General features: G+C 62.4%; 17 protein-coding genes. 12 read left to right on the top strand and 5 right to left on the bottom strand.

Going from position 1 to position 20,597, the window contains the following annotated elements:
- Positions 1-5: 5 nt before the first annotated feature.
- From AUR64_RS13545 to pstB (AUR64_RS13530), 4 genes are all read left to right on the top strand, one after another.
- Positions 6-1,049: a PstS family phosphate ABC transporter substrate-binding protein gene (locus tag AUR64_RS13545; RefSeq protein ID WP_058582467.1), complete on the top strand. Its 1,044-nt coding sequence runs from the start codon at positions 6-8 to the stop codon at positions 1,047-1,049.
- Between the two features lie 98 nt (positions 1,050-1,147).
- Complete coding sequence (gene pstC / locus AUR64_RS13540; RefSeq protein ID WP_058582466.1) at positions 1,148-2,068, top strand: phosphate ABC transporter permease subunit PstC; 921 nt, start codon at positions 1,148-1,150, stop codon at positions 2,066-2,068.
- 40 nt (positions 2,069-2,108) lie between these two features.
- On the top strand, positions 2,109-3,737 hold the full coding sequence (gene pstA / locus AUR64_RS13535) for a phosphate ABC transporter permease PstA (protein ID WP_058582465.1): 1,629 nt from the start codon (positions 2,109-2,111) through the stop codon (positions 3,735-3,737).
- 4 nt (positions 3,738-3,741) lie between these two features.
- Positions 3,742-4,620, top strand: a complete 879-nt coding sequence (gene pstB / locus AUR64_RS13530; RefSeq protein WP_058582464.1) for a phosphate ABC transporter ATP-binding protein PstB — start codon at positions 3,742-3,744, stop codon at positions 4,618-4,620.
- A 123-nt stretch (positions 4,621-4,743) separates the two neighbouring features.
- Here the strand turns inward: pstB (AUR64_RS13530) and AUR64_RS13525 are convergent, their stop codons facing one another.
- Positions 4,744-5,700 carry an AbrB/MazE/SpoVT family DNA-binding domain-containing protein gene (locus tag AUR64_RS13525; protein ID WP_058582463.1) on the bottom strand — a complete coding sequence of 319 codons (957 nt, stop codon included), beginning with the start codon at positions 5,698-5,700 and terminating at the stop codon, positions 4,744-4,746.
- A gap of 315 nt (positions 5,701-6,015) precedes the next feature.
- Here AUR64_RS13525 and AUR64_RS13520 point away from each other — a divergent pair, with 315 nt between their 5' ends.
- The 4 genes from AUR64_RS13520 to pstB (AUR64_RS13505) all read left to right on the top strand — a co-directional run bounded on the left by AUR64_RS13520 (position 6,016) and on the right by pstB (AUR64_RS13505) (position 10,852).
- On the top strand, positions 6,016-7,170 hold the full coding sequence (locus AUR64_RS13520; RefSeq protein WP_058582462.1) for a PstS family phosphate ABC transporter substrate-binding protein: 1,155 nt from the start codon (positions 6,016-6,018) through the stop codon (positions 7,168-7,170).
- 105 nt (positions 7,171-7,275) lie between these two features.
- The gene (pstC, locus tag AUR64_RS13515; protein ID WP_058582461.1) at positions 7,276-8,379 is read left to right on the top strand and encodes a phosphate ABC transporter permease subunit PstC; all 1,104 of its coding nucleotides are present in this window, start codon (positions 7,276-7,278) and stop codon (positions 8,377-8,379) included.
- On the top strand, positions 8,376-9,923 hold the full coding sequence (gene pstA, locus AUR64_RS13510; RefSeq protein ID WP_058582460.1) for a phosphate ABC transporter permease PstA: 1,548 nt from the start codon (positions 8,376-8,378) through the stop codon (positions 9,921-9,923). The genes pstC (AUR64_RS13515) and pstA (AUR64_RS13510) overlap by 4 nt, the downstream gene beginning before the upstream one ends.
- A complete protein-coding gene (gene pstB / locus AUR64_RS13505) occupies positions 9,920-10,852 on the top strand; it encodes a phosphate ABC transporter ATP-binding protein PstB (RefSeq protein ID WP_058582459.1) in 933 nt (310 codons plus the stop codon). Before pstA (AUR64_RS13510) ends, pstB (AUR64_RS13505) begins: the two co-directional genes overlap by 4 nt.
- Before the next feature lie 31 nt (positions 10,853-10,883).
- On the opposite strand, the gene AUR64_RS13500 is transcribed toward pstB (AUR64_RS13505), so the two are convergent.
- Positions 10,884-12,026 carry a hypothetical protein gene (locus tag AUR64_RS13500; protein ID WP_058582458.1) on the bottom strand — a complete coding sequence of 381 codons (1,143 nt, stop codon included), beginning with the start codon at positions 12,024-12,026 and terminating at the stop codon, positions 10,884-10,886.
- 137 nt (positions 12,027-12,163) lie between these two features.
- Between AUR64_RS13500 and phoU the strand changes: the two genes are divergently transcribed.
- A complete protein-coding gene (gene phoU / locus AUR64_RS13495) occupies positions 12,164-12,835 on the top strand; it encodes a phosphate signaling complex protein PhoU (RefSeq protein ID WP_058582457.1) in 672 nt (223 codons plus the stop codon).
- 396 nt (positions 12,836-13,231) lie between these two features.
- Positions 13,232-13,966, top strand: coding sequence for a competence/damage-inducible protein A (locus AUR64_RS13490; RefSeq protein ID WP_058582456.1), 735 nt, complete (start codon positions 13,232-13,234; stop codon positions 13,964-13,966).
- Positions 13,967-14,130: 164 nt separating this feature from the next.
- On the opposite strand, the gene AUR64_RS13485 is transcribed toward AUR64_RS13490, so the two are convergent.
- The gene (locus tag AUR64_RS13485; protein ID WP_058582455.1) at positions 14,131-16,359 is read right to left on the bottom strand and encodes a CDC48 family AAA ATPase; all 2,229 of its coding nucleotides are present in this window, start codon (positions 16,357-16,359) and stop codon (positions 14,131-14,133) included.
- Positions 16,360-16,590: 231 nt separating this feature from the next.
- Here AUR64_RS13485 and larC point away from each other — a divergent pair, with 231 nt between their 5' ends.
- Entirely contained in the window at positions 16,591-17,985 is a 1,395-nt protein-coding gene (larC, locus tag AUR64_RS13480) for a nickel pincer cofactor biosynthesis protein LarC (RefSeq protein WP_058582454.1), read from the top strand.
- Positions 17,986-18,021: 36 nt separating this feature from the next.
- Here the strand turns inward: larC and AUR64_RS13475 are convergent, their stop codons facing one another.
- The gene (locus AUR64_RS13475) at positions 18,022-18,666 is read right to left on the bottom strand and encodes a helix-turn-helix domain-containing protein (protein ID WP_058582453.1); all 645 of its coding nucleotides are present in this window, start codon (positions 18,664-18,666) and stop codon (positions 18,022-18,024) included.
- 84 nt (positions 18,667-18,750) lie between these two features.
- Between AUR64_RS13475 and AUR64_RS13470 the strand changes: the two genes are divergently transcribed.
- Positions 18,751-19,644 carry an alpha/beta fold hydrolase gene (locus tag AUR64_RS13470; protein ID WP_082230787.1) on the top strand — a complete coding sequence of 298 codons (894 nt, stop codon included), beginning with the start codon at positions 18,751-18,753 and terminating at the stop codon, positions 19,642-19,644.
- A gap of 24 nt (positions 19,645-19,668) precedes the next feature.
- Here AUR64_RS13470 and AUR64_RS13465 read toward each other — a convergent pair whose 3' ends face one another.
- The gene (locus tag AUR64_RS13465; protein ID WP_058582452.1) at positions 19,669-20,502 is read right to left on the bottom strand and encodes a hypothetical protein; all 834 of its coding nucleotides are present in this window, start codon (positions 20,500-20,502) and stop codon (positions 19,669-19,671) included.
- Positions 20,503-20,597 lie beyond the last annotated feature (95 nt).

Below are 20,597 nucleotides of genomic sequence, written 5' to 3'. Positions count from 1 at the left end.
GATTAATGACGCAACAGACGTCGGACGGGACGGACGGCGTATCACGGCGTAAATTCCTCGTCGGTGCCGGCACCGCAGGGATGCTCGGTATCGCGGGTTGTACGACTAATCCGGGCGCGAGTTCCGGGAATTCGGGAGGAAGCGGCGGCGGAAACGGCAGTTCCGGTAACGGAAGCTCCGGTGGGTCCGGAGAGAACCTCTCCGGGGAAGTCATCGTCAAGGGAAGCAGTACCGTCTATCCTGTCTCGGCGGCGATAGCCGAGGAGTACATGACCAACCACGACGTGAACGTCTCCGTCGACTCCACCGGCAGCGGTGGCGGGTTCCAGAACCACTTCTGCCCCGGCAACGCCGACATCAACGGCGCGTCGCGTGCGATTAAGGACAGCGAGGTCCAACTCTGCAGCGACAACGGTGTCGAACCAGTCGAGTTCCAGATTGCCAGCGACGCGCTGACCGTCGCCGTCAACAACGAGGCCGACTGGGTCGACTGTCTCAGCTTCGACCAACTCGCTCAAATCTGGAAGCCCGACGGCGCACAGACGTGGAGCGACATCAACTCCGACTGGCCCGACGAGGAGTTCGAACTGTACGGTCCGGCCTCGTCCTCGGGGACGTTCGACTGGTTCATCGAGAACGTCATCGGTGAGGACGGTTCGCTGCGCAGCGACTACGAACCGACCGAGAACGACAACCGCATCATCCAGGGTATTCAGGGTTCGGAGTACGCGATGGGCTTCTTCGGGTTCGCCTACTACGAGGAGAACCGCGAGAACGTCAAAGCGGTGCAGATAAAAGAGAACGCAGACGGCAACTGCGTCGAACCGAGCATCGAGAACGCCAAGAGCGGCGACTACCCGATGGCGCGCCCGCTGTTCATCTACGCCGCGCAGTCCTCTCTGGAGGAGAAACAGCAGGTGTACTCGTTCATGGAGTACTACCTCAACCAAGCCGAGACGGACCTCGTCAGCGAAATCGGGTACGTCCCCACCAGTACGGAACTACGCGACGAGAACCTGAGCAAACTCGAAGAGTACAGCGGTAACTAACCCGGCTCTGAAGTAGCCAATTTCAACGGATAGACACCTAAACACCACCGAACACGAATCATGCCGCTTTTCAGGACGCACAACGCAATGACCACAAGATGAGCCAGGAAAACAACACACCCGACTTCGTCGGCCGGTCGGGCATCCGCTCTGCACGCGAACAGAGCATCAAGTGGCTGTTGTTCGGTTGTGCGGCCCTGTCGGTCGCAGTTACCACCGCTATCGTTGCGACGCTCCTGTTCGACGCTATCGACTTCTTCCTCGAGGTGTCGCCGATGGCGTTCTTCTTCGGAACGACGTGGAGTCCGACCATCGACCAAGCGTTCGGCGTCGTCCCGTTGGTGGCCGGAACGCTGTTCGTGACCGTGCTTTCGGCGTGTATCGCCATCCCAGTCGGCGTCGCGTCAGCGACGTATCTCAGCGAGTACGCGAGTCGCAAGACGCGGTCGATTATCAAACCCGCACTCGAAATCCTGGCTGGAATCCCGACGGTCGTCTACGGCTACTTCGCACTCGTCTACCTCACGCCCGCACTGGAGTGGCTGGGGCTTCCGCTGAGTACGTTCAACGCGCTCAGTGCGTCCATCATGATTGGAATCATGATTATCCCGATGGTGTCGAGCCTGAGCGAAGACGCGATGAGTGCCGTCCCCGACTCGCTCCGACAGGCCGGGTACGGAATGGGCGCGACGAAACTGGAGGTGTCGACGGGAGTCGTCATCCCGGCGGCGGCCTCGGGTATCTTCTCGTCGTTCATCCTCGCACTCTCACGCGCCATCGGTGAGACGATGATTGTCGTCGTCGCCGCGGGGATGCGGCCCCGACTCGTCCCGAGTCCGTTCGAGTCGCTCGAAGTGATGACCGCCGCGATGGTCCAACTCGTCACGACGGACATCGCCGGTGGTTCGACCGCTTACAGAGCGATGTTCGCCATCGGAATCACGCTGTTCGCAATCACGTTCGCTATGAATCTCGCTAGCACGTTCGTCGCGTCGCGGTACCGGGAGGAGTACCAATGAACCGCCGCCACGACGGCGTGTCGCTGGAGGTGCGTCGCTGATGGCGACCGGACACGACGGGCCGACCGGTGACTGGTTCGGAAACTCCGAGCAGATTAGCCGTCTGCCGGGGAAGGTGTTCGCGGCGACCTGTTTGGCAGCGACGCTGTTCGGTATCGTGATGGTCGCCGGGTTGCTCGTCTACGTGACCAAAGACGCGATTCGGCCGCTCACCGCCAACCCCGGGTGGTTCCTCGTCTTCTTCCTCACGCTCGTCGTCCCGTCGACGGCGCTACTGGCCTACTTCGGGCGTCGACGTGATGGCGAGGCGACTGTCGCACTGACCGCCCTCGGCATTCCGTTCTTCGGGTTGCTGCTCGGAAGCGGTGTGCTGATGCTGTTCATCGACGTTATCGGCATCTTCGAGTGGCTCGCCTTCGTCGCAGCGACCATCGTCGCCGTCGGCGTCATCCTCGGTCACAGGCGCGTGCGTGGACGGACGTCGTTCCTCGAAGAACTACTCGTCGGCGTGGTTGCGCTCGTGGGACTCGGGCCAGTTACCTACCAGTTTATCTCGACGTTCCCGACCCTTCCGCAAGCGTGGCTCATCTACCTGTTCACGTTCGGACTCGGCGGGGCCGCAATCGCTGGTCTCCTCGTTGCCCGGCGGCGAAACGACCGGCGCGCCGGCCTCACCGCCTTCACAGCGTTGTTCGTAACAGTAACTGCGGGAGTGTTCATCGACCCATCGACTGGCATCACGCCGCCGGTGTGGGTCATCCTCTTCACGTTCGCAGCTATCCCGACGGCGCTGTACGCCGAGGGTGTGGTTCGTCGCCGACAGGGTAGCCTGCCGGTTGGACTGTTCTTCCCATTTGTCGTCGTCGCCGGGATGCTCGTGGGCGCGGTGCTCGTCGACCTCCTCGGATTCGCCGGGCCGCAGGCGTGGCTGGACATCCAGTTCCTCACGAGCGCCAACTCCCGATTCCCCGAGGAGGCGGGTATCTACCCCGCACTCATCGGGTCGATACTGATGATGGTCGTCGTCGCCATCTCGTCGTTCCCCATCGGCGTCGGTGCGGCGCTGTATCTCGAAGAGTACGCGCCGAGTAGCGGCCCACTCAGCGTCGTCGTGAAGTTCATCGAGATAAACATCGCCAACCTCGCGGGCGTGCCGTCCGTCGTCTACGGCCTGCTGGGACTGGCGCTGTTCGTCAACTGGCTCGACTTCGCCAGCGGTATCGTCGTCGTCGGCGGGATGACCGTCGGACTGCTGATACTGCCCATCATCATCATCTCCGCACAGGAGGCGATTCGGGCGGTACCGGGGTCGCTCAGACAGGCGTCCTACGGGATGGGCGCGACTCGGTGGCAAACGATTCGGCGAGTCGTTCTCCCCGAAGCGCTGCCCGGCATCCTCACGGGAAGTATCCTCGCGTTCGGCCGTGCCATCGGCGAGACGGCCCCACTGCTGATGATCGGGGCCGCCGCGTCGGTGTTCCGCGCGCCGAACGGCTTTTTCGACATCTTCAGCGCGATGCCGCGCCAGATTTACACCTGGGTCGGACAGCCGTCTCAGGAGTTCCAGTACGGCGTGATGGCTGCAGGCGTTGTCACGCTCGTCACGGTGATGATATCCATGAACGCCGCAGCGATACTTATTCGCAACAAATATGAGCGGAGGTCGTAAACATATGAGCAACGAAAACATGACTACTCCCGACCCGAACACCGAGAGCGGCAGTCGCGTCGAATCGCAAACGTCGCCGCGGCCCGGGTCGGAAGTCGTCGACAGCGACGAACTGAATCGCCCGAAAACGAGCGAAACCGTCGTTTCGTCGAGAGACCTCGACGTGTTCTACGGCGACACGCAGGCGCTTCAGGGAATCGACATCGAGATTCCCAAAAAGCAGGTGACCGCGATGATTGGTCCCTCCGGCTGTGGGAAATCGACGTTCCTCCGGTGTATCAACCGGATGAACGACCTCATCGACTCCTGTCGTATCGAGGGCGAACTGAAGTTCGAGGCGAAAAACGTCTACGACAGCGACGTCGACCCCGTTGCACTCCGACGCCGTATCGGGATGGTGTTCCAGTCGCCGAACCCGTTCCCAAAGACCATCTACGAGAACGTCGCCTACGGGTTGAAGATACAGGGCAAAACCGAGAACATGGACCAGAAGGTCGAAGACGCCCTCAAGTCGGCGGCGCTGTGGGACGAGGTCAAAGACCGCCTCGACGAGTCCGGTCTCGACCTCTCCGGCGGCCAACAGCAGCGACTCTGCATCGCCCGTGCTATCGCCGTCGACCCCGAAGTCATCCTGATGGACGAGCCAGCATCGGCGCTGGACCCCGTGGCTACCTCGCAGGTCGAAGACCTCATCTCCGACCTCGCCGAGGAGTACACCGTCGTCATCGTCACGCACAACATGCAGCAGGCCGCACGTATCTCCGACAAAACCGCCGTGTTCCTCACCGGTGGTGAACTCGTCGAGTTCGACGACACCCAGAAGGTGTTCGAGAACCCCGAGAGTCAGCGCGTCGAAGATTACATCACCGGCAAGTTCGGGTAGTCGGTCCGTTTTCGCCGGGTCGAACGAGGATTTTCAGGTCGTTTGCGTCGCCTTCGAGTGACGACTCTCCGTGACGACCAGAACGGAGTACAGCGAACGCTCGGGACACGAGACTCCAGAAGATTACCGCTCGGGAACGCGCTTGGTCGCCGCCTCGGAGATTTCTCGGCCACACTCGGCGTATCGCAGTATCGGTGCGACAGCTTTGCCTATCCACTCGTCGTCGGTCAGCGAGTCGGGCCGATGTCGCGTCCGCTTCGTGAGTTCGGTCGTCGACTGACGAACCTCCGCAGCGAGGTCGGCGGTACGCCGCCAGTCGCGCATGAAGAAGGAGTCAGTCGCTTTCAGTACGAGTTCGCTTGCGTCGGAGCCGAGCGCTGCGAGCCACTCCGCGTCGGACCACTCGTGCTGCCTGTCGAGCGCTGCGAGCTGTGTCGCGTGTTGTTTGGCGTTTCTGAGTTCCTCGGCGACGGTGTAGTAGTCCAGACAGTCACTCAGTGAGAGGTCGTACTCACAGCAGAGTGCGGGAGAGCGAAGCAGCTGTCGACAGAGACGCGAGACGGCGAGACAGTCACGGTCGATTTCGTCGACCTGTGTCGGGTCGAGGTCGGCCGCAGACGGTGTGGTCAGCGACGCGACGACGTCGTCGAACAGTGACGTGACCGAGGAACGCGCGTGGATGAGTAGCCGTTCGAGCGACACCGACCCCGGGTCGAGGTCGACGGTCAGTGTGATGTCGTCTGCCGAGTTCTCGCTCCGTGTCAGCCCTCGAAGCCGAGAGAGCGACCGAGTCAGCGCGTGGCTGTCGGAGTCGATGCCGCGGAGGCGGAGACAGTCGAATCCCGCGACGTAACACCGGAGAATTCGACGCTGCCGGTCGTCGTCGTCGACGTCACCGAGTCCGAGCGTCACGGTTCGGCGAGAACCGTTCGACGCGTCGATGCAGAGCGAACGCCAATCGTGGCACGGATGCAGTTCGACTTCGTTGCCCGGGTCGACTCGCGCTGATTCGGTCCACTCTCGCGGAAGTGCGACCGTGTACGTCGTCCCTCCGGTCAACATGACCGTCCGGCGTTCCATGATAGATACAGCTTGACAGGGATGGTAAATCTGACTATATAGTTTCGATTCCGTCCGTAACCGTGATTCTCGAATACTGTTGGTCGTGAAATCTTGCGAGCATATTATCTTAGCCAAAACAAAATGTACTTGATAGTATTTCTTTCTGATTTTGACTCTAGACTGCTTCTAAAGCGTTTTCTAGAATACCGCCGGGTTTGTGTTGTTTTCGAATCAATACCAGTCGTGAGAGCAACTGTTCGACAAGTTCCAACTACTATAGCTATATAGAAATATTAGCAGGCGTTTTAATCGTTCTGAGATATCGTCCACGTGATGACGCGAAATCAGTCTGAGGGGACGGACAGTACGTCGCGGCGTAAGTTCGTAGTCGGTGCCGGCGCGGCAGGCATCGCTGCGCTCGCCGGTTGTGCATCGAGCGACGGAAACGGGGACGGAAGCGGGAACCAAAGCGGCGGGGGCGCGAACCAAAACGCCAGCAGCGGCGAGACCGAAAGCGGGTCCGAGAGCCAGCAGCAAGGTGGAATGGCTCCGTTGACCGCCGACGGTTCCTCGACCGTGTACCCGATTACGAGTATGGCCGGGTCGCTCTGGAACGGGAACGCACCCGCCAGCGACGAGGAGTACTGGGGGCCGGGTCAGTACGACATTGACACCGACAAGAACATGGCCGACTACTGGGCGGGTCTCTACGGCTTCGAGCCCAGCGGTGAGGAAGGGACGCCGCCGTTCTACACGTCCATCGGTCTCAACCACACGGGCGTCGGTCTCGAAAAGCTCGAAGCGGGACAGGTCGACATCGGTGACGCGTCCGCGCCCGTCAGCGCCGAGTTCCCCGACCGCAGCGAGGAGGAACTCGAACCGTTCACGGACCACGTCGTCGCCGTCGACGCCCAGCCTATCGTCGTGAGCAAGGAGATATACGACAACGGAGTTCAGGAGATTACTATCGATGAACTCCGCGCCATCTACCGCGGCGAAATCGAGAACTGGTCGGAACTCGGCGGTCCGGATCGCGAGATTCAGGCGGTCGGCCGCGCGGAAGGCTCCGGAACGGACACCTCGTTCCGTAACAACGTACTCGGCGACCCGGACGCCGAGATGCCCGGCACCGACGTCCGTCAGGGCCAGAACCAACAGGTCGCAACGCTCGTCCAAGAGTCGAACAACGCCATCGCGTACATCGCGCTCGCGTTCGTCGACGAGGAGACGCTCCCGCCGGTCGGTCTCACCATCGACGGCACGACGTACACCTACGGCGAGAACCTCGGGACGCTCGACTACCCGCTCTCGCGGGCGCTTCACACGTACACGTGGGACGGCACCTCGAAGAAGGAGGCGGCGTTCATCCGCATGATTCTCCACGACTACGGGCAGACGATGTTCGTCGAGCCGAACAACTACCTGCGACTCGAGGAGAGCTACCGGCAGGAACAGCTCGACGCGCTGCCGGAGCCGACGAACAACTGAGACGAGAGGAAATCAGATTGAGCAGCGTATCGAGAGCGAGACGACACTGCCTTTCCACGCATCCGGAGAGGCAGAACCACAACAACAGTCAAAATTCTTCACCAAATGAGTAGTATATCGGGATTTGAACGAATACGCCAGACCACCGGCAGTGACGACGGTGCGTTACTGACTGGCGCTATCGGGGTGGTGCTGCTTGGCGCGGCGTTCGTGGCGTTCTTGATGAACTCGACGCTGACAATCGTCCCAGTCGTCGGGTTCATCGTCGTTACGGCGTACGGCTGGTACGCACATCAGGCAGAGACCGCACGTGCACTGACGCTTCTGGCGACGACTTCGACAGTGCTCATACTCGTACTAATCACTGTGTTCCTGATACTCGAAGCGCTCCCGGCGTTTCAGTTGATGGGCCTGGCAATTTTCGCAGTCGAAAAGCCAGTAGAGCTGTTCGGTGTCACCGTCATTCCCGGACAAGACCCCCTGTGGAGTACGTCACAGGACCTCTACTCGCTCACGCCGATGGTGTGGGGGACGTTAATCACGACGGCTCTTGCGATGCTCATCGCGGGACCACTCGGTATCGCCGGGGCGCTTTTCATCAGCGAAATCGCACCGCCGACCATCCGCGAAATCGTCAAGCCCGGTATCGAGATTATGGCCGGTGTGCCGTCCATCGTCTACGGGTTCGTCGGGTACGTCATCATCAACAGCTACATGATGGACAACTTCGCGCTGCCGACGTTCGGGAGTCTGTTCGTCGTCGGTATCGTCATCGGCCTCATGTCGCTGCCGACGGTCGTCTCGGTGGCCGAAGACGCGATTTCGAGCGTCCCGCCGTCGATAAAAGACGGGTCGCTGGCGATGGGCGCGACCGACTGGCAGACGATGAAGAGCATCACGATTCCCTCGGCGTTCTCGGGGGTCTCGGCGGCAGTCCTTCTGGGAGTGGGCCGCGCTGCCGGTGAGACGATGGCCGCGACGGTGATTCTCGGTCACACGCAGGCGCTCCCGGAACCGCTCTACGACGTCTTCGGCAACACGGAGACGCTGACGAGCCTCATCGCCAGTCAGTACGGCAACGCGACCGGCACGCACATGAGCGCGCTGTTCGCCGCCGGTGTCGTCCTGTTCGTCAGCGTCATGTTCCTCAGTGTGGGTTCACAGCTCATCGAAGCGCGGATGAAGAGACAGCTGGGAGGTAACCAATGAGCGACGGTTACGGCTCGAAGCTCGTCGAGGGACAGACGTCGGCGCTCGAACGTGTGACCACTGGTGTCGTCGGTCTCAGCATCGTCAGCTGCCTCCTCGGGATGACGAGCATCCTGCGATGGACCACCGAGTCGACGGAGTTCCTCGGCGTCTCGCTGTTCGACTTCTTCGCCATCGGACTGCTCGCCATGGGGCTGACACTCGTCGTCATCGGCGTCGCCTCTCGAACCGGCATGGTCGAGACGCAACCGGACCGAAACGTCGGCGCGTTCACTGCGGTTGCTATCGGTGCAATCAGTGCAGTCGTCGTGGGACTCGTCGTCTCGCAGACGCTCGGACTAGGAACGCTCGTCTCGGTGCTCGCGGCACTCGTCGCCGGCGCGGCGACGACGCTTGCGATGCTCCTCGTCCGTGAGGATATCGGTTCGACAGTTCCTATCGGCGTACTGACCGCCGTCGTTGGCGTTCTCGTCGTGACGGGCGTTCTCGGCCCCGAGTGGAGTTGGGACCCCGAGGCGTTCACGGCCACGTTCAACGGGACGATAGTCATCCCTGCACTGACGGTCTTCTGCGGACTGCTCAGCGCGTGGGCGGCGGCGAAAGCGAACGAAGGGTTCGGCACTCGTGGTAGACAGAACGGTGCGTACCTGCTCATCGGCCTGAACGCGTTCGGGATGCTCGCCATCCTCGCCGGACTCATCGTCTTCATCGCGTCGAAAGGCATCGGCCCCGTTCTCGAAGGAGTACAGCTTGGAGCGGGCTTCGACTGGCCGTTCGTCACCAACGGGTACACGCTCTCACCGAACGAGCCGAACGGCGTGTTCCCGGCCATCGTCGGGACGTTCTGGGTCGTACTCGGCGCGGTTCTCCTCGCGGTGCCGCTCGGTATCGGCGCGGCGGTGTTCCTCACCGAGTACGCCGAGCAAGGTCGGTTCACCGCCGTCGTCGAAGTCGCAACGAACGGTCTCTGGAGCACACCGAGTGTCGTGTTCGGTCTGTTCGGCTACGCGTTCCTCGTCCCGCGACTCGGCAACAACACCTCGCTGCTCGCCGGGATGCTCGTACTGGGGTTCATGCTTCTCCCGCTGGTCGTTATCACCAGTCGGGAGGCGCTCATCTCGGTGCCCGACGAGTACCGCGACGCGAGCGCCGCACTCGGCGTCAGCCAGTGGGAGACGATTCGCAGTGTCGTCGTCCCCGCCGCCTTACCCGGCGTCGCAACCGGCGTCATCCTCGGCGTGGGTCGTATCGCAGGCGAGACGGCACCGATTCTCCTCGTGATGACGGGGGGACTGCGCGACAACGCCCCGAACATCCTCGGGTCGTTCGAGTTCACCAGCTCGCCGCCGTTCGTCGCCAACGACGCACTGCTCCAGAGCGCACCCGCGCTTCCGTACCAGCTGTACGCGACTATCACCGCCGGAGTCAGCGGTGACGAGTCGTTCGGATGGGCGACAGCGCTCGTCTTGCTGCTCGTCGTTCTGTCGTTCTATGCGGTCGGTATCGCCTCGCGGTTCTACTTCCGGAGGAAACTACACCAATGAGTGAACCAGTTACCAGCGCCGATACGGAGAACAGCACGCAGACCACGCAGAGCACACAGAGCACAGAACGGTCGACTGTCTCGGGCGAGACGGACGAGCGGATTCAGCAGTCGTGGCTCGACTACGACTTCGAAGGCGAACCCAAACTCGCCTCGAAGGAGTTGGACGTCCACTACGGCTCCGACCACGCACTGAAGGGCATCTCGATGGAGATTCCCAAGGAAAGCGTCACGGCGCTCATCGGCCCATCCGGTTGTGGGAAGTCGACGTTCCTCAGATGCCTAAACCGGATGAACGACCGCATCAAAGCGGCGAACGTCGACGGGTCGGTCACGCTGGACGGCGAGGAGATATATCAAGACGGGGTGAACCTCGTCGAACTCCGAAAGCGGGTGGGGATGGTGTTTCAGGCACCGAACCCGTTCCCGAAGTCGATTCGGGACAACATCGCCTACGGACCACGCAAGCACGGAGACATCGACACCGGCCTGCTCGCTCGACTCTCGGGGCGGAAAGACCAGAAGAAGGAGGACGAAATCGTCGAGCGCTCGCTCAAACAGGCGGCACTGTGGGACGAAGTGAAAAACCGTCTCGACGACAACGCACTGGGTCTCTCTGGGGGTCAACAACAGCGACTCTGTATCGCTCGCTGTCTGGCGACCGACCCGGAGGTCATCCTGATGGACGAACCGGCGTCGGCGCTCGACCCCATCGCCACCTCGAAAATCGAGGACCTCATCGCCGACCTCGCAGAAAACTACACCGTGGTCGTCGTCACGCACAACATGCAACAGGCGGCGCGTATCTCCGACCAGACCGCGGTGTTTCTCACCGGCGGTGAACTCGTCGAGTACGGCGACACGGACAAAATCTTCGAGAGTCCCGAGAGTCAGCGCGTCGAAGACTACATCACCGGTAAGTTCGGGTAGTCAGAGCGGAGTTTTTTCCGCCCACCGTTTCTCACCTGTCGAGCGACGCCGGAACCGACACTTGGATTCCGTCGTCGGTGACGACGACCATGACGGGTCCTTCGGGAGGGCACACGTCCCAGTCGTACGTTTCGCGTTGGTCGCCGGTTTCGACGACGAAGCGATACGTTCCCGCGGCGGCGACTGCCTCCGAAAGCGTCCGCTGCTTGTTCGCGTCTACCTGCACCGTTCTATCGACTGTGCGTCGTCCATCGGTGATTCCAACCACAGTGACTCGTCGGTCACGGTCGGTATCGTTGACGACGACCAAATCCTTGCGACGTTGGGTACAGCGTATCCGAACCCTGTCGTCGAGCGAGATGTACAGTACGTCTCCGTTCGGCGAGAGCCAGTCGTACTCTCTGGTCGTCCCGTCGACTCTAACTTCGACCTCGTAGCTGAACTGCACTCTTGCGACGATGACGACGAGGCGGGTGTTCGGTGGTACGTCGTAGGTCTGCTCCAGCAGTTCTATGGTGCGAGCGGTCAGGTACAGTGACACAGTACGTCGGCTATCGGCGTCGTTGTCGACGAAAATCGCCTTCTGGTTGTCGAGCGAATCGACCGTCGAAGCCGGACCCGGCGGCGAAGACTCTCTGTCGCCTGCCCCCGAGAACGGTCCGCACGTGGGCGTACAGACGACGCTCCGTCGGAAATCGAGCGTCGAACCGATATCGACGACGAGTCCGCTGAATCCGGGTTCGACCGTCCACGAGTACGTCTGACGAGTTCCGTCAGCTGTCTCCACCAGCACGTCGTACGTTCCAGTCGAAGCGACCAATCGCTCGACCGAGAATCGCCCGTCCTCCGGGAGTGACCTGCTCTCGACGAACACGTCCGTCTCACCGTCGCTGACGACGAGCGTGAGGTATCGGGCGTCGGTCCCGATGTTGTTCAGTGTGATACCGCGTGGCTGGTCGAGCGACTCGCCCTCCGGTGCGCGGTACGGTTCTCTCGTCTCCGGGGTGTCGGTCGTCTCCGGCGGCGTCGTCGGTGTCACCGGCGTCTCCGTATCTCTCGGTTGGGTCGGCTGGTCCGATTGGTCCGAGGAGTTCGAGAAGTCCAAGAGAGGGCTGTTACATCCGGAGAGGCCGACGAATCCGAGCGAGAGTCCAGCGAAGTCGCGGCGGCGCATTTCTCTTTCTCTGTAGGAAAGGCAGTATCAAGTACCTTCCTGCGGAGTGATATTTTTGCCCGCTAATCTATATACTACTATGTTTGCTATATTTTCACACATTACTCTTATTTTCCCCCATACCCTCAGTGTCGGATATGCCACGCGTAGAATATCAACAACGTCTGGAGAATCTCCGCGAGGACGTCCTCTACATGAGTGAGGTCGTCAGCGAGCGGCTTCGGATGGGGATGGACGCACTCGAACAGAAAGACGACCACCTAGCCGAGGAGATAATCGAGGGTGACGCCGAGATAAACCGGATGTATCTCGACCTCGAGCAGCAGTGTATCGACCTCATCGCGCTGCAGCAACCCGTCGCCGGTGACTTGCGCTTTATCGCGGCGTCGTTCAAGATTATCACCGACCTCGAACGCATCGCCGACCTCGCGACGAACCTCGGCCAGTACGCAAAGAGCGCCGAGAACGACGTGTTCCCCGACGTCGACATCCAGCGCATCGGTGACCTCACGCTGGAGATGCTCGGCGAGTCGATGGACGCGTACGACCGCGACGACGCCGACGCCTGCTACGCCATCGCCGACCGTGACGACGAACTCGACGCGATGTGCGAAGCCGCCAGCGAAATCGTCGTCCGCGACCTCATCGAGGCCGACACGACGGAGGACGTCGACATCGAGAGTCGGATGCAGGACGTCTCCCGACTGCTGCTGACGATTCGTGACCTCGAACGCATCGGCGACCACACGGTCAACATCGCCGCGCGGACGCTGTACATGATAGAGAACGACGACGCGCTCATCTACTAGAACCCACCTTTTACGCTGCGCGGACGGCTTTGTCGTCCGCTCGGTAAAAGCTGGACCAAAAGCACCGTCAGAGCTCTGCTCTGACGAGTCTTCGTTCGCTGCGCTCACGAAGACACTCGTCGTTCACTCCAGCGCGCTTTGCACGCTTCCGTTCTCTCCTCGGCCGGAAATCGTAAAGCGATTTTCGGGCACATCAGACCGCAGGTCTGAGGGCGGCCCGCTCGCTCACGCTGGGAGAGCGAAGCTCTCCCAAGCTCTCGTTCGCCTCCGGCTCACGAGAACTCCGTTCGCTCGCGGTACACCGACGGGGACACGCCGCCCCGCACCGTCCCGCACCGCCTCCGCCCCGCCTGCCGCCGGACCAACGCTTAATCGGCCGTAGCCCACAGTGGAGGCATGGACGTGGCGATTCTCACGGTCGGCGACGAACTGCTGGCCGGGGACACCGAGAACACGAACGCGACGTGGTTGGCCCAACAGTTGACGAAACGAGGCGCGACGGTGACGCGCATCCTCACCGTTCCCGACGTGGAGTCGGTTATCGCCGACGTCGTCGGTAGGTGGAGCGACGCGTACGACGCCGTCGTCGTTACGGGCGGCCTCGGCGGCACCCACGACGATTTGACTATGGACGGTGTCGCCGACGGGTTCGGCGTCTCGCTCGTCGTCGACGACGAGGCTCGGGAGGATATCCTCGAAACCGTCGCCGCGTTCCGCGAGGCAAACCCGGAACTCGCGGAGAACTACGACCTCCAAATCGACGCCGACGCGCAAGCGTCGATTCCCGACGGCGCTCGACCGCTTCTCAACCCCACCGGCCTCTCACCGGGATGTGTCATGGCGAACGTCTACGTACTGCCGGGAATCCCGGACGAGATGCACGCCATGTTCGACCTCGTCGCCGACGACTTCGGCGGCGACGTGACCTCCCAGACGCTTCGGACGCCCGCCCCGGAGGGTGCAGTCACCTCACAACTCGCGCAGGTCCGCGACCAGTACGACGTCGCCGTCGGTAGTTATCCGACTCGCGGCGAGGAGTTCAACCGAATCAAGGTGACGAGCCAAGACCCCGGAGCCGTCGACGCGGCGGTGAAGTGGCTCCGCGAACACGTCGAAATCGTCGAGGAGTAAGCGCGAATGTCCATTCGCCGCTGAGCGGTATGTGTTGTGCGAAAATCGCCCTGCGATTTTCGGCCGACGACCGAACGGAGCGAAGCGGAGTGAGGAAGGAGTGCTTTTGGTCCAGCTTTTACCGAGCGGACGGCTTTGCCGTCCGCGCAGCGTAAAAGGTGGGGCTACTGGAACCCGATACGACCGCCGCCGCGTTCGGCGAACTGGTCGCCGCGGCCGCCACCTTTGAACTGGTCCTGCATCTGCTCGTAGTAGTCCATCAGGTCGTCGGTGATGGTCGGGCGGACGTTCTCCATCGCCTTGCGGAAGTGCCGCATCTCGATTTCCGTAGCGTCGTCGTCCTCGCGGAGCGCCTCGATAGCCGCCTCGCGGGCGATGCTTTCGAGGTCAGACCCGACGTAGCCGTCGGTTATCTCGGCGATTTCGCGGAGACTCACGTCCGGGGCGAGCGGGCTCGCCTGCGTGTGAATCTTCAGAATCTGCTCGCGACCCTCCTCGTCGGGTTCGCCGATGAGGACGAGGCGGTCGAACCGACCCGAGCGGATGAGCGCCGGGTCAATCATATCCGGCCGGTTGGTCGCGCCGATAACCATCACGTCTCCCATCTCTTCGAGTCCATCCAACTCGGTCAGGAGTTGGTTGACGACCCGCTCGGAGACGTTGTTGCCCATCTCCTGGCCTCTGCTGGGCGCGAGGCTGTCGAGTTCGTCGAAGAAGATGACCGTCGGGTTCACCTGCCGCGCCTTGCGGAAGGTCTGCCGAATCGCCTTCTCGGACTCGCCGACCCACTTCGACAGCAGTTGCGGGCCACGGACGGAGATGAAGTTCGCGTTCGTCTCGTTGGCGACGGCTTTCGCCATCAGCGTCTTCCCCGTACCGGGTGGGCCGTACAGCAACACGCCTTTCGGCGCTTCGATTCCCATCCGGTCGAACTTCTCGGGCGTCGTCAGCGGCCACTCGACGGACTCTTTGACCGACTGTTTTGCGTCGGAGAGGCCGCCCACGTCGTCCCACGATATCTTGGGGAGTTCGACGAGCACTTCGCGCATCGCGCTCGGTTCGACTTCGCCGAGTGCGCCGCCGAAGTCCTCGCGCTTGACGATCATCCGGTCGATGAGACTCGGCGGGATATCCTCCTCGTCGAGGTCGATTTCGGGGAGGTAGCGACGAAGCGCCTTCATCGCCGCCTCCTTGGTGAGGCTCTCGATGTCCGCACCGACGAAGCCGTGGGTTTCGTCGGCGAGGTGGTCGAGGTTCACGTCGTCCGACAGCGGCATGCCGCGGGTGTGGATTTGAAGAATCTCCTTGCGGCCGACTTCGTCCGGGACGCCGATTTCGATTTCGCGGTCGAACCGGCCGGGACGACGAAGCGCGGGGTCGACGGAGTCGACGCGGTTCGTCGCCGCGATGACGATGACTTGGCCGCGGGCTTCGAGGCCGTCCATCATCGTCAGGAGTTGCGCGACGACGCGGCGTTCGACTTCGCCGGTGACGTCCTCGCGTTTGGGCGCGATGGAGTCGAGTTCGTCGATGAAGATGATGGCTGGCGACTCCTCTTTGGCGTCCTCGAATATCTCGCGGAGCTGCTGTTCGGACTCGCCGTAGTACTTCGAGATAATCTCGGGGCCGGCGATAGAGAAGAAACTCGCGGAGGTTTCGTTGGCGACGGCCTTGGCGAGGAGGGTTTTACCCGTCCCCGGTGGGCCGTGCAGAAGCACCCCTTGCGGCGGTTCGATGCCGAGTTTCTTGAATATCTGCGGGTGCTTCATCGGCAGTTCGACCATCTCGCGGACGCGCTGAATCTCGCCTTGGAGGCCGCCGATGTCCTCGTAGGTGATGCCGCCTTGGGCGCGTTCGAAGCCCGAAATCGGCTCTTCGCGGAGTTCGACCTCGGTGTCCTCGGTGATGAGACAGACGCCCGATGGGTCCGTCTCGACGGCGATGAGCGGAATCGCTTGGCCCGGCGAGCGCATGAACGGATGGTTCGTACTCGACATCACGGGGACGATGTCGCGTTCGACGACCGGCCGCTTCAGAATCTGGCGTTTGACCATGCCGGCGGCGTCGGAGCCGAACTGGACGCTCGCCTCTTCGGGTGGGGCGAGAACCAGTTTGTTCGCTTTCTTGGCTTCGGCTTTCCGAATCGTCACGCGTTCGCCGATGCCGACGTCTGCGTTCTGTCGGGTGAAGCCGTCGATACGGACGGTGTCGGTGTTCCAGTCTTGGCGGTCTGCGCGCCAGACCTTCGCAGCGGTCGTCTCACCTCCTTCGATTTCGATGATGTCGCCCGGTGAGAGCTTCAAGTGGAGAAGCGTGTCCGGGTCGAGACGGGCGATACCGCGTCCCGAGTCGTTCGGGTACGCTTTCGCCACTTCGAGTTGGACTTCGTTCATAATGTACTCGCGGGGATACGTGCAATTCGGCGGTCACACGGGATAAGTTCTTTGCTCCCGGGGGTTTCGGCCGAACAAAGCCGAACCGAACGCATCAGTGTCATTGTGTGACACGGTACTACCTCACTGTACATATCCCTACCGCCTGAACAGGTCGCCTGTCAACTTCGAAACCGCCTGCGGACCACGAGACGACGAGGGCTTTTTCTCGCTTCGAGAGGCTCACTCTACATGGACACTCTCGCGTTCGACGGACGGATGGGCGCAAGCGGCGACATGATTCTCGCCGCGTTGCTCGCGGTAGGGGCGGACCCGGACGCGCTCTCACCGGTGGAGGAGGCACTCGACGTTCGCTACGAAATCGGGCAGACGGTGAAGAACGGTATCAGTTCGACGACGGTAGAGGTGTTGCTCGTCGACGGCGACGACCATCAGCACCACGACCACAGCGGTAGTCAGTATGCGCATCACGACCACGACGCTTCACACCGTCACGATGGTGACGACACAGACCACACAGACCACCATCACGGCGGCCACGATGGGCACGAAGACAGCCATCAGGACGAAGACAGCCATCAGGACGACGAACACGACCACCACGACGGGCACAGCCACACGCACGCTGAGGGCGCAGGGCCGCACCGCAAGTACACCGAAGTCGTCGGTATCGTCGAATCGATGGGCTTACCGAGTGAGGTCGAAGCAGACGCGCTGGAGGTGTTTCGCATCCTCGGAGAGGCGGAGGCTGCCGTCCACGACACCGACCTCAAGGAGACCCATTTCCACGAAGTCGGCGCCGACGACGCCATCGCCGACATCGTCGGCGCATGCCTTCTGATAGCCGACTTGGGCGTCGAACGCGTCGTCACGACGCCGCTGTCGACCGGCGGCGGCGAAGCGTCGATGAGCCACGGCGTCTATCCCGTTCCGACGCCCGCCGTCGTCGAAATCGCCGAACGCGCCGATTGGTCGCTCAAAGGTGGCCCCGTCGAGGCCGAACTGCTGACGCCGACGGGTGCGGCGATTCTCGCACACTACGCTGAAGGAGTTGACCACCTCCCGCCGATTCGAGTCGGAGCGTCGGGCTACGGCGCTGGCGGCTACGACTTCTCCGAGCATCCGAACGTCCTCAGAGCGCTCGTCGGCGACGGCGGGAGTCGACTCACACGCGAGGAAATCACCGTGCTGGAGACGAATCTCGACGATGCAGCGCCGGAGATTTTGGGTGGCCTGCAGGAGACGCTTTCCGAGGCGGGTGCGCGCGACGTCTCCATTCTCCCGGCGACGATGAAGAAGTCGCGCCCCGGACACCTCGTGAAAGTTATCGTCCGCCCGGCCGACGCCGAACGCGTCGCCCGCAAACTCGCCGAGGAGACGGGGACGCTCGGCGTCCGCGAACACGGCGCGGGCCACCGCTGGGTTGCCTCCCGGGCGTTCGAGACGGCGACGCTCGACATCGACGGTGAGACACACGAGGTGAGCGTGAAAATCGCCAGCGACGCCGACGGTGTCGTCTACGACCGCAGTGCGGAGTTCGACGACGCGATGGCAGTGGCCCAAGAGACGGGAGTCCCGATTCGTGAGATTATGCAGCAGGCGGAGAACGCGGTCAGCGAGGAGTAAGAGGGTCGTCGGCCGTTGACTGTCAACGGACCCCAGTTACTGTGAGCGCACGTAGTCGGCGACGACAGTCGCCTCAGCACGCCGGAGCAGTTCCCCCGCCGTACTCGTCGCACAGTCGAGTTCTGCGGCCACGTCGGCGACGCTTCCCGTTCGGGGAACAGCGTAGTAGCCCACGTCGACGGCGACGTCCAGCGCGGTCCGTTGGCGGTCCGTGAGCCCCATCGGCGAGTGCTGGCGTTCGAAGTCGTGTACTCGTCGAATGCTCGTGGGAACAACGTCGCGGAGTGCGTCGTAGAGCGTCGCCAACTGGTCGGACTCGCCGACAGCGTCGAACCGGGCAGCCCCGAAGTCGAGAAACGTCACTGGCGGCAGGAAAACCACCTGTGACCGCGAAACCACGTCCATCACCTCGTCGGCGAGTTCGTACACCGTCTGGTCGAGAAACGCGTACGTCCCGTCGCTCCCCGAAACCAGACTCGCGGTGACGAGCGACTCGACGGCCGCTAAGAGTCGTCGGACCGCCGACTCGTCTCCGTCGAACCAGAGCAGCGTCTTCACCCGACCTGCCGGACTCCACGCCAACAGTTCGATACGGGTGACTCCCTCGGTCTCCGAAAGCTCTCGGTGTATCGGATGCGCCAACTCTGTCGGGTATTCCGCCTCGAACGACACTCGTCGCACGTCCAGTCGTTACGACAGTAACATATAAAACACCGTATCTATCCGGCGCGAAGCGTTCGGCCAACGAGCCGAAACAGTCGGGTGATGGGACCCGGACCCGCTGACGTTTCGCCCTCCACTCCGACGACCGAACCGCTCGCCGAAGCAACCGCTCCGTTGGACGACCAGCGAGTCGTCTCCTACGCCGAGTACGGCGTCAGTGACGGCAGACCGGTCGTCTTCCTCCACGGAACACCCGGGTCACATCTCCTCGGAGCGCTGTTCGACGACGCCGCGCGACGAAACGGTGTCCGTCTCATCGCTCCCGACCGACCGGGGTACGGCCGTTCGACGCCGTGGCCCGGTCGAACGCTACGCGACACCGGGACGTTCGTCACTGCCGTTCTCGACCATGCCGGCGTGTCGAGCGCCGGTGCCGTCGGGTTCTCGGGCGGTGGCCCCCACGCGCTCGCACTCGCGGCGACGCACGGTGGGCGTGTCGAGAGTGTAGATATCGTCGCCGGCGCAACGCCACCGGCGCTCGAAGCGAACACCCCAGCGGTTCGTCGGGTGCTTGCGACGATGGCTCACCGAACGCCGTCACTTCTTAGTGGACTCCTTCGAGTGCAAGGGTGGGTTGCGCGACGCGCATCTCCCGCTGTCGTGGTTTCGCAGTACACCACTGCCGAGGGAGTGGCCGAACTCGATGACGGCGTCGCCGAACTGGTGAGACGTGACTTCGCCGAGTCGGTCGAAGGCGGTCAAAGCGGCGCAGTGACAGAGTTTCGTCTCCTCGCCGACACGTGGGACGTACCGCTGGAGCGTGTCGGTCACCCCGTCCGACTCTGGCACGGTGAGAAAGACACGAACGTTCCGGTCGATGCCGCTCGGGGCCTCGCCGACCGACTCCCCGACGCGACGATGACGACGCTCCGCGACGCCGACCACCTCACCTCGCTTCTCCGAAGTCGGTCCCAGATACTGAACGAGCGGCCATAAAGCTGCGAGCGATGCCGTTCACCGTTACTCGGACTCGTCGCCGTCGGTGGCGTTGGTTATCTCGCTATCGGTGGTGACGGTTTCACCGCCTTCGCCGCCTTTGTCGCCTCCGTTGTTTTCGTCACCTTCACCTCGATGCTCTGCCAGCGCCTCCTCGATGCTCAACTCGCCCGCCGCGACACGGCGCGCCAACGACTCGTCGATAGAACGGTTCTCGGGCGACTGCTCGCGCGAACGGTCCTTGATGACCTGAATCTCTCCGGCGGTCGGGTCGATGTCGCGGGAGTCGACGCGTTCGCCCTCCAGATGTGCGATGTTGACAGCAGCAAGTACGTCGCCCATGCCGCGAGCGCCCGTCCCGAGATACGGTGTCGTCCCCGTCTCGTCGACGAGTTCGACGGGGACGTCTTCGAGGTCGTTGACGATTTGGGCGCTCTGCAACCGTGCCCCGTCGCCGACGCGGACGAGTGGGTCGACGGCGTCGTCGGTCTCCCGACGAATTGCGGCGACTGCATCCGAGAGCGGAACTTGGAACGCCGCAACGACCATCTCGCCGGAGAGGACGGCGATGCCGGGTCGCGTGCCGGGGTCGACGCCGACGATGGTCCGCTCACCGCTGCCGCGGAGAACGGTGAGTGCTTCTTCGACGGCTTGTCGCACCTCGTCGGCGCTCGTTTCGATGTGGGTCACGTCGGACGGCAGGTCGGAAACGGTGTCGTCGGGTGCGGTGACGAGTACGCTCGTCGCCGCTGGAAGGTCGTCGTCCGAGCGGACCGTCGTAAACGTCACACCGCGCTCGCGCAGGGCGGCGACCGCTTCGTGGTACAACTCGAAGTCCTCCGTTGCGACGACTATCACGGGTTTCGTTGGACGCCCGAAGGCTAAAAACTGCAGTCGATGTGACCGCCCATCGAGCACCGCCTATCGACCCGTTCGCCGTCGTCTCAGCGTCG

It is taken from the genome of Haloprofundus marisrubri (genome assembly GCF_001469955.1).
Classification (GTDB): domain Archaea; phylum Halobacteriota; class Halobacteria; order Halobacteriales; family Haloferacaceae; genus Haloprofundus; species Haloprofundus marisrubri.
The sequence above is the reverse complement of the archived record's forward strand: the minus strand, read 5'-3'. Positions and strand labels throughout refer to the sequence as shown.

What these genes read in the sequence shown, in the direction of transcription:
- pstA (WP_058582465.1), top strand. Translation starts at nt 2,109, where the DNA reads ATGGCGACCGGACACGACGGGCCGACCGGTGACTGGTTCGGAAACTCC.
- AUR64_RS13520 (WP_058582462.1), top strand. Translation starts at nt 6,016, where the DNA reads ATGACGCGAAATCAGTCTGAGGGGACGGACAGTACGTCGCGGCGTAAG.
- AUR64_RS13525 (WP_058582463.1), bottom strand. Translation starts at nt 5,700, where the DNA reads ATGGAACGCCGGACGGTCATGTTGACCGGAGGGACGACGTACACGGTC.
- pstA (WP_058582460.1), top strand. Translation starts at nt 8,376, where the DNA reads ATGAGCGACGGTTACGGCTCGAAGCTCGTCGAGGGACAGACGTCGGCG.
- AUR64_RS13545 (WP_058582467.1), top strand. Translation starts at nt 6, where the DNA reads ATGACGCAACAGACGTCGGACGGGACGGACGGCGTATCACGGCGTAAA.
- larC (WP_058582454.1), top strand. Translation starts at nt 16,591, where the DNA reads ATGGACACTCTCGCGTTCGACGGACGGATGGGCGCAAGCGGCGACATG.
- AUR64_RS13500 (WP_058582458.1), bottom strand. Translation starts at nt 12,026, where the DNA reads ATGCGCCGCCGCGACTTCGCTGGACTCTCGCTCGGATTCGTCGGCCTC.
- pstB (WP_058582459.1), top strand. Translation starts at nt 9,920, where the DNA reads ATGAGTGAACCAGTTACCAGCGCCGATACGGAGAACAGCACGCAGACC.
- AUR64_RS13470 (WP_082230787.1), top strand. Translation starts at nt 18,751, where the DNA reads ATGGGACCCGGACCCGCTGACGTTTCGCCCTCCACTCCGACGACCGAA.
- pstC (WP_058582466.1), top strand. Translation starts at nt 1,148, where the DNA reads ATGAGCCAGGAAAACAACACACCCGACTTCGTCGGCCGGTCGGGCATC.
- pstC (WP_058582461.1), top strand. Translation starts at nt 7,276, where the DNA reads ATGAGTAGTATATCGGGATTTGAACGAATACGCCAGACCACCGGCAGT.
- AUR64_RS13490 (WP_058582456.1), top strand. Translation starts at nt 13,232, where the DNA reads ATGGACGTGGCGATTCTCACGGTCGGCGACGAACTGCTGGCCGGGGAC.
- phoU (WP_058582457.1), top strand. Translation starts at nt 12,164, where the DNA reads ATGCCACGCGTAGAATATCAACAACGTCTGGAGAATCTCCGCGAGGAC.
- AUR64_RS13485 (WP_058582455.1), bottom strand. Translation starts at nt 16,359, where the DNA reads ATGAACGAAGTCCAACTCGAAGTGGCGAAAGCGTACCCGAACGACTCG.
- pstB (WP_058582464.1), top strand. Translation starts at nt 3,742, where the DNA reads ATGAGCAACGAAAACATGACTACTCCCGACCCGAACACCGAGAGCGGC.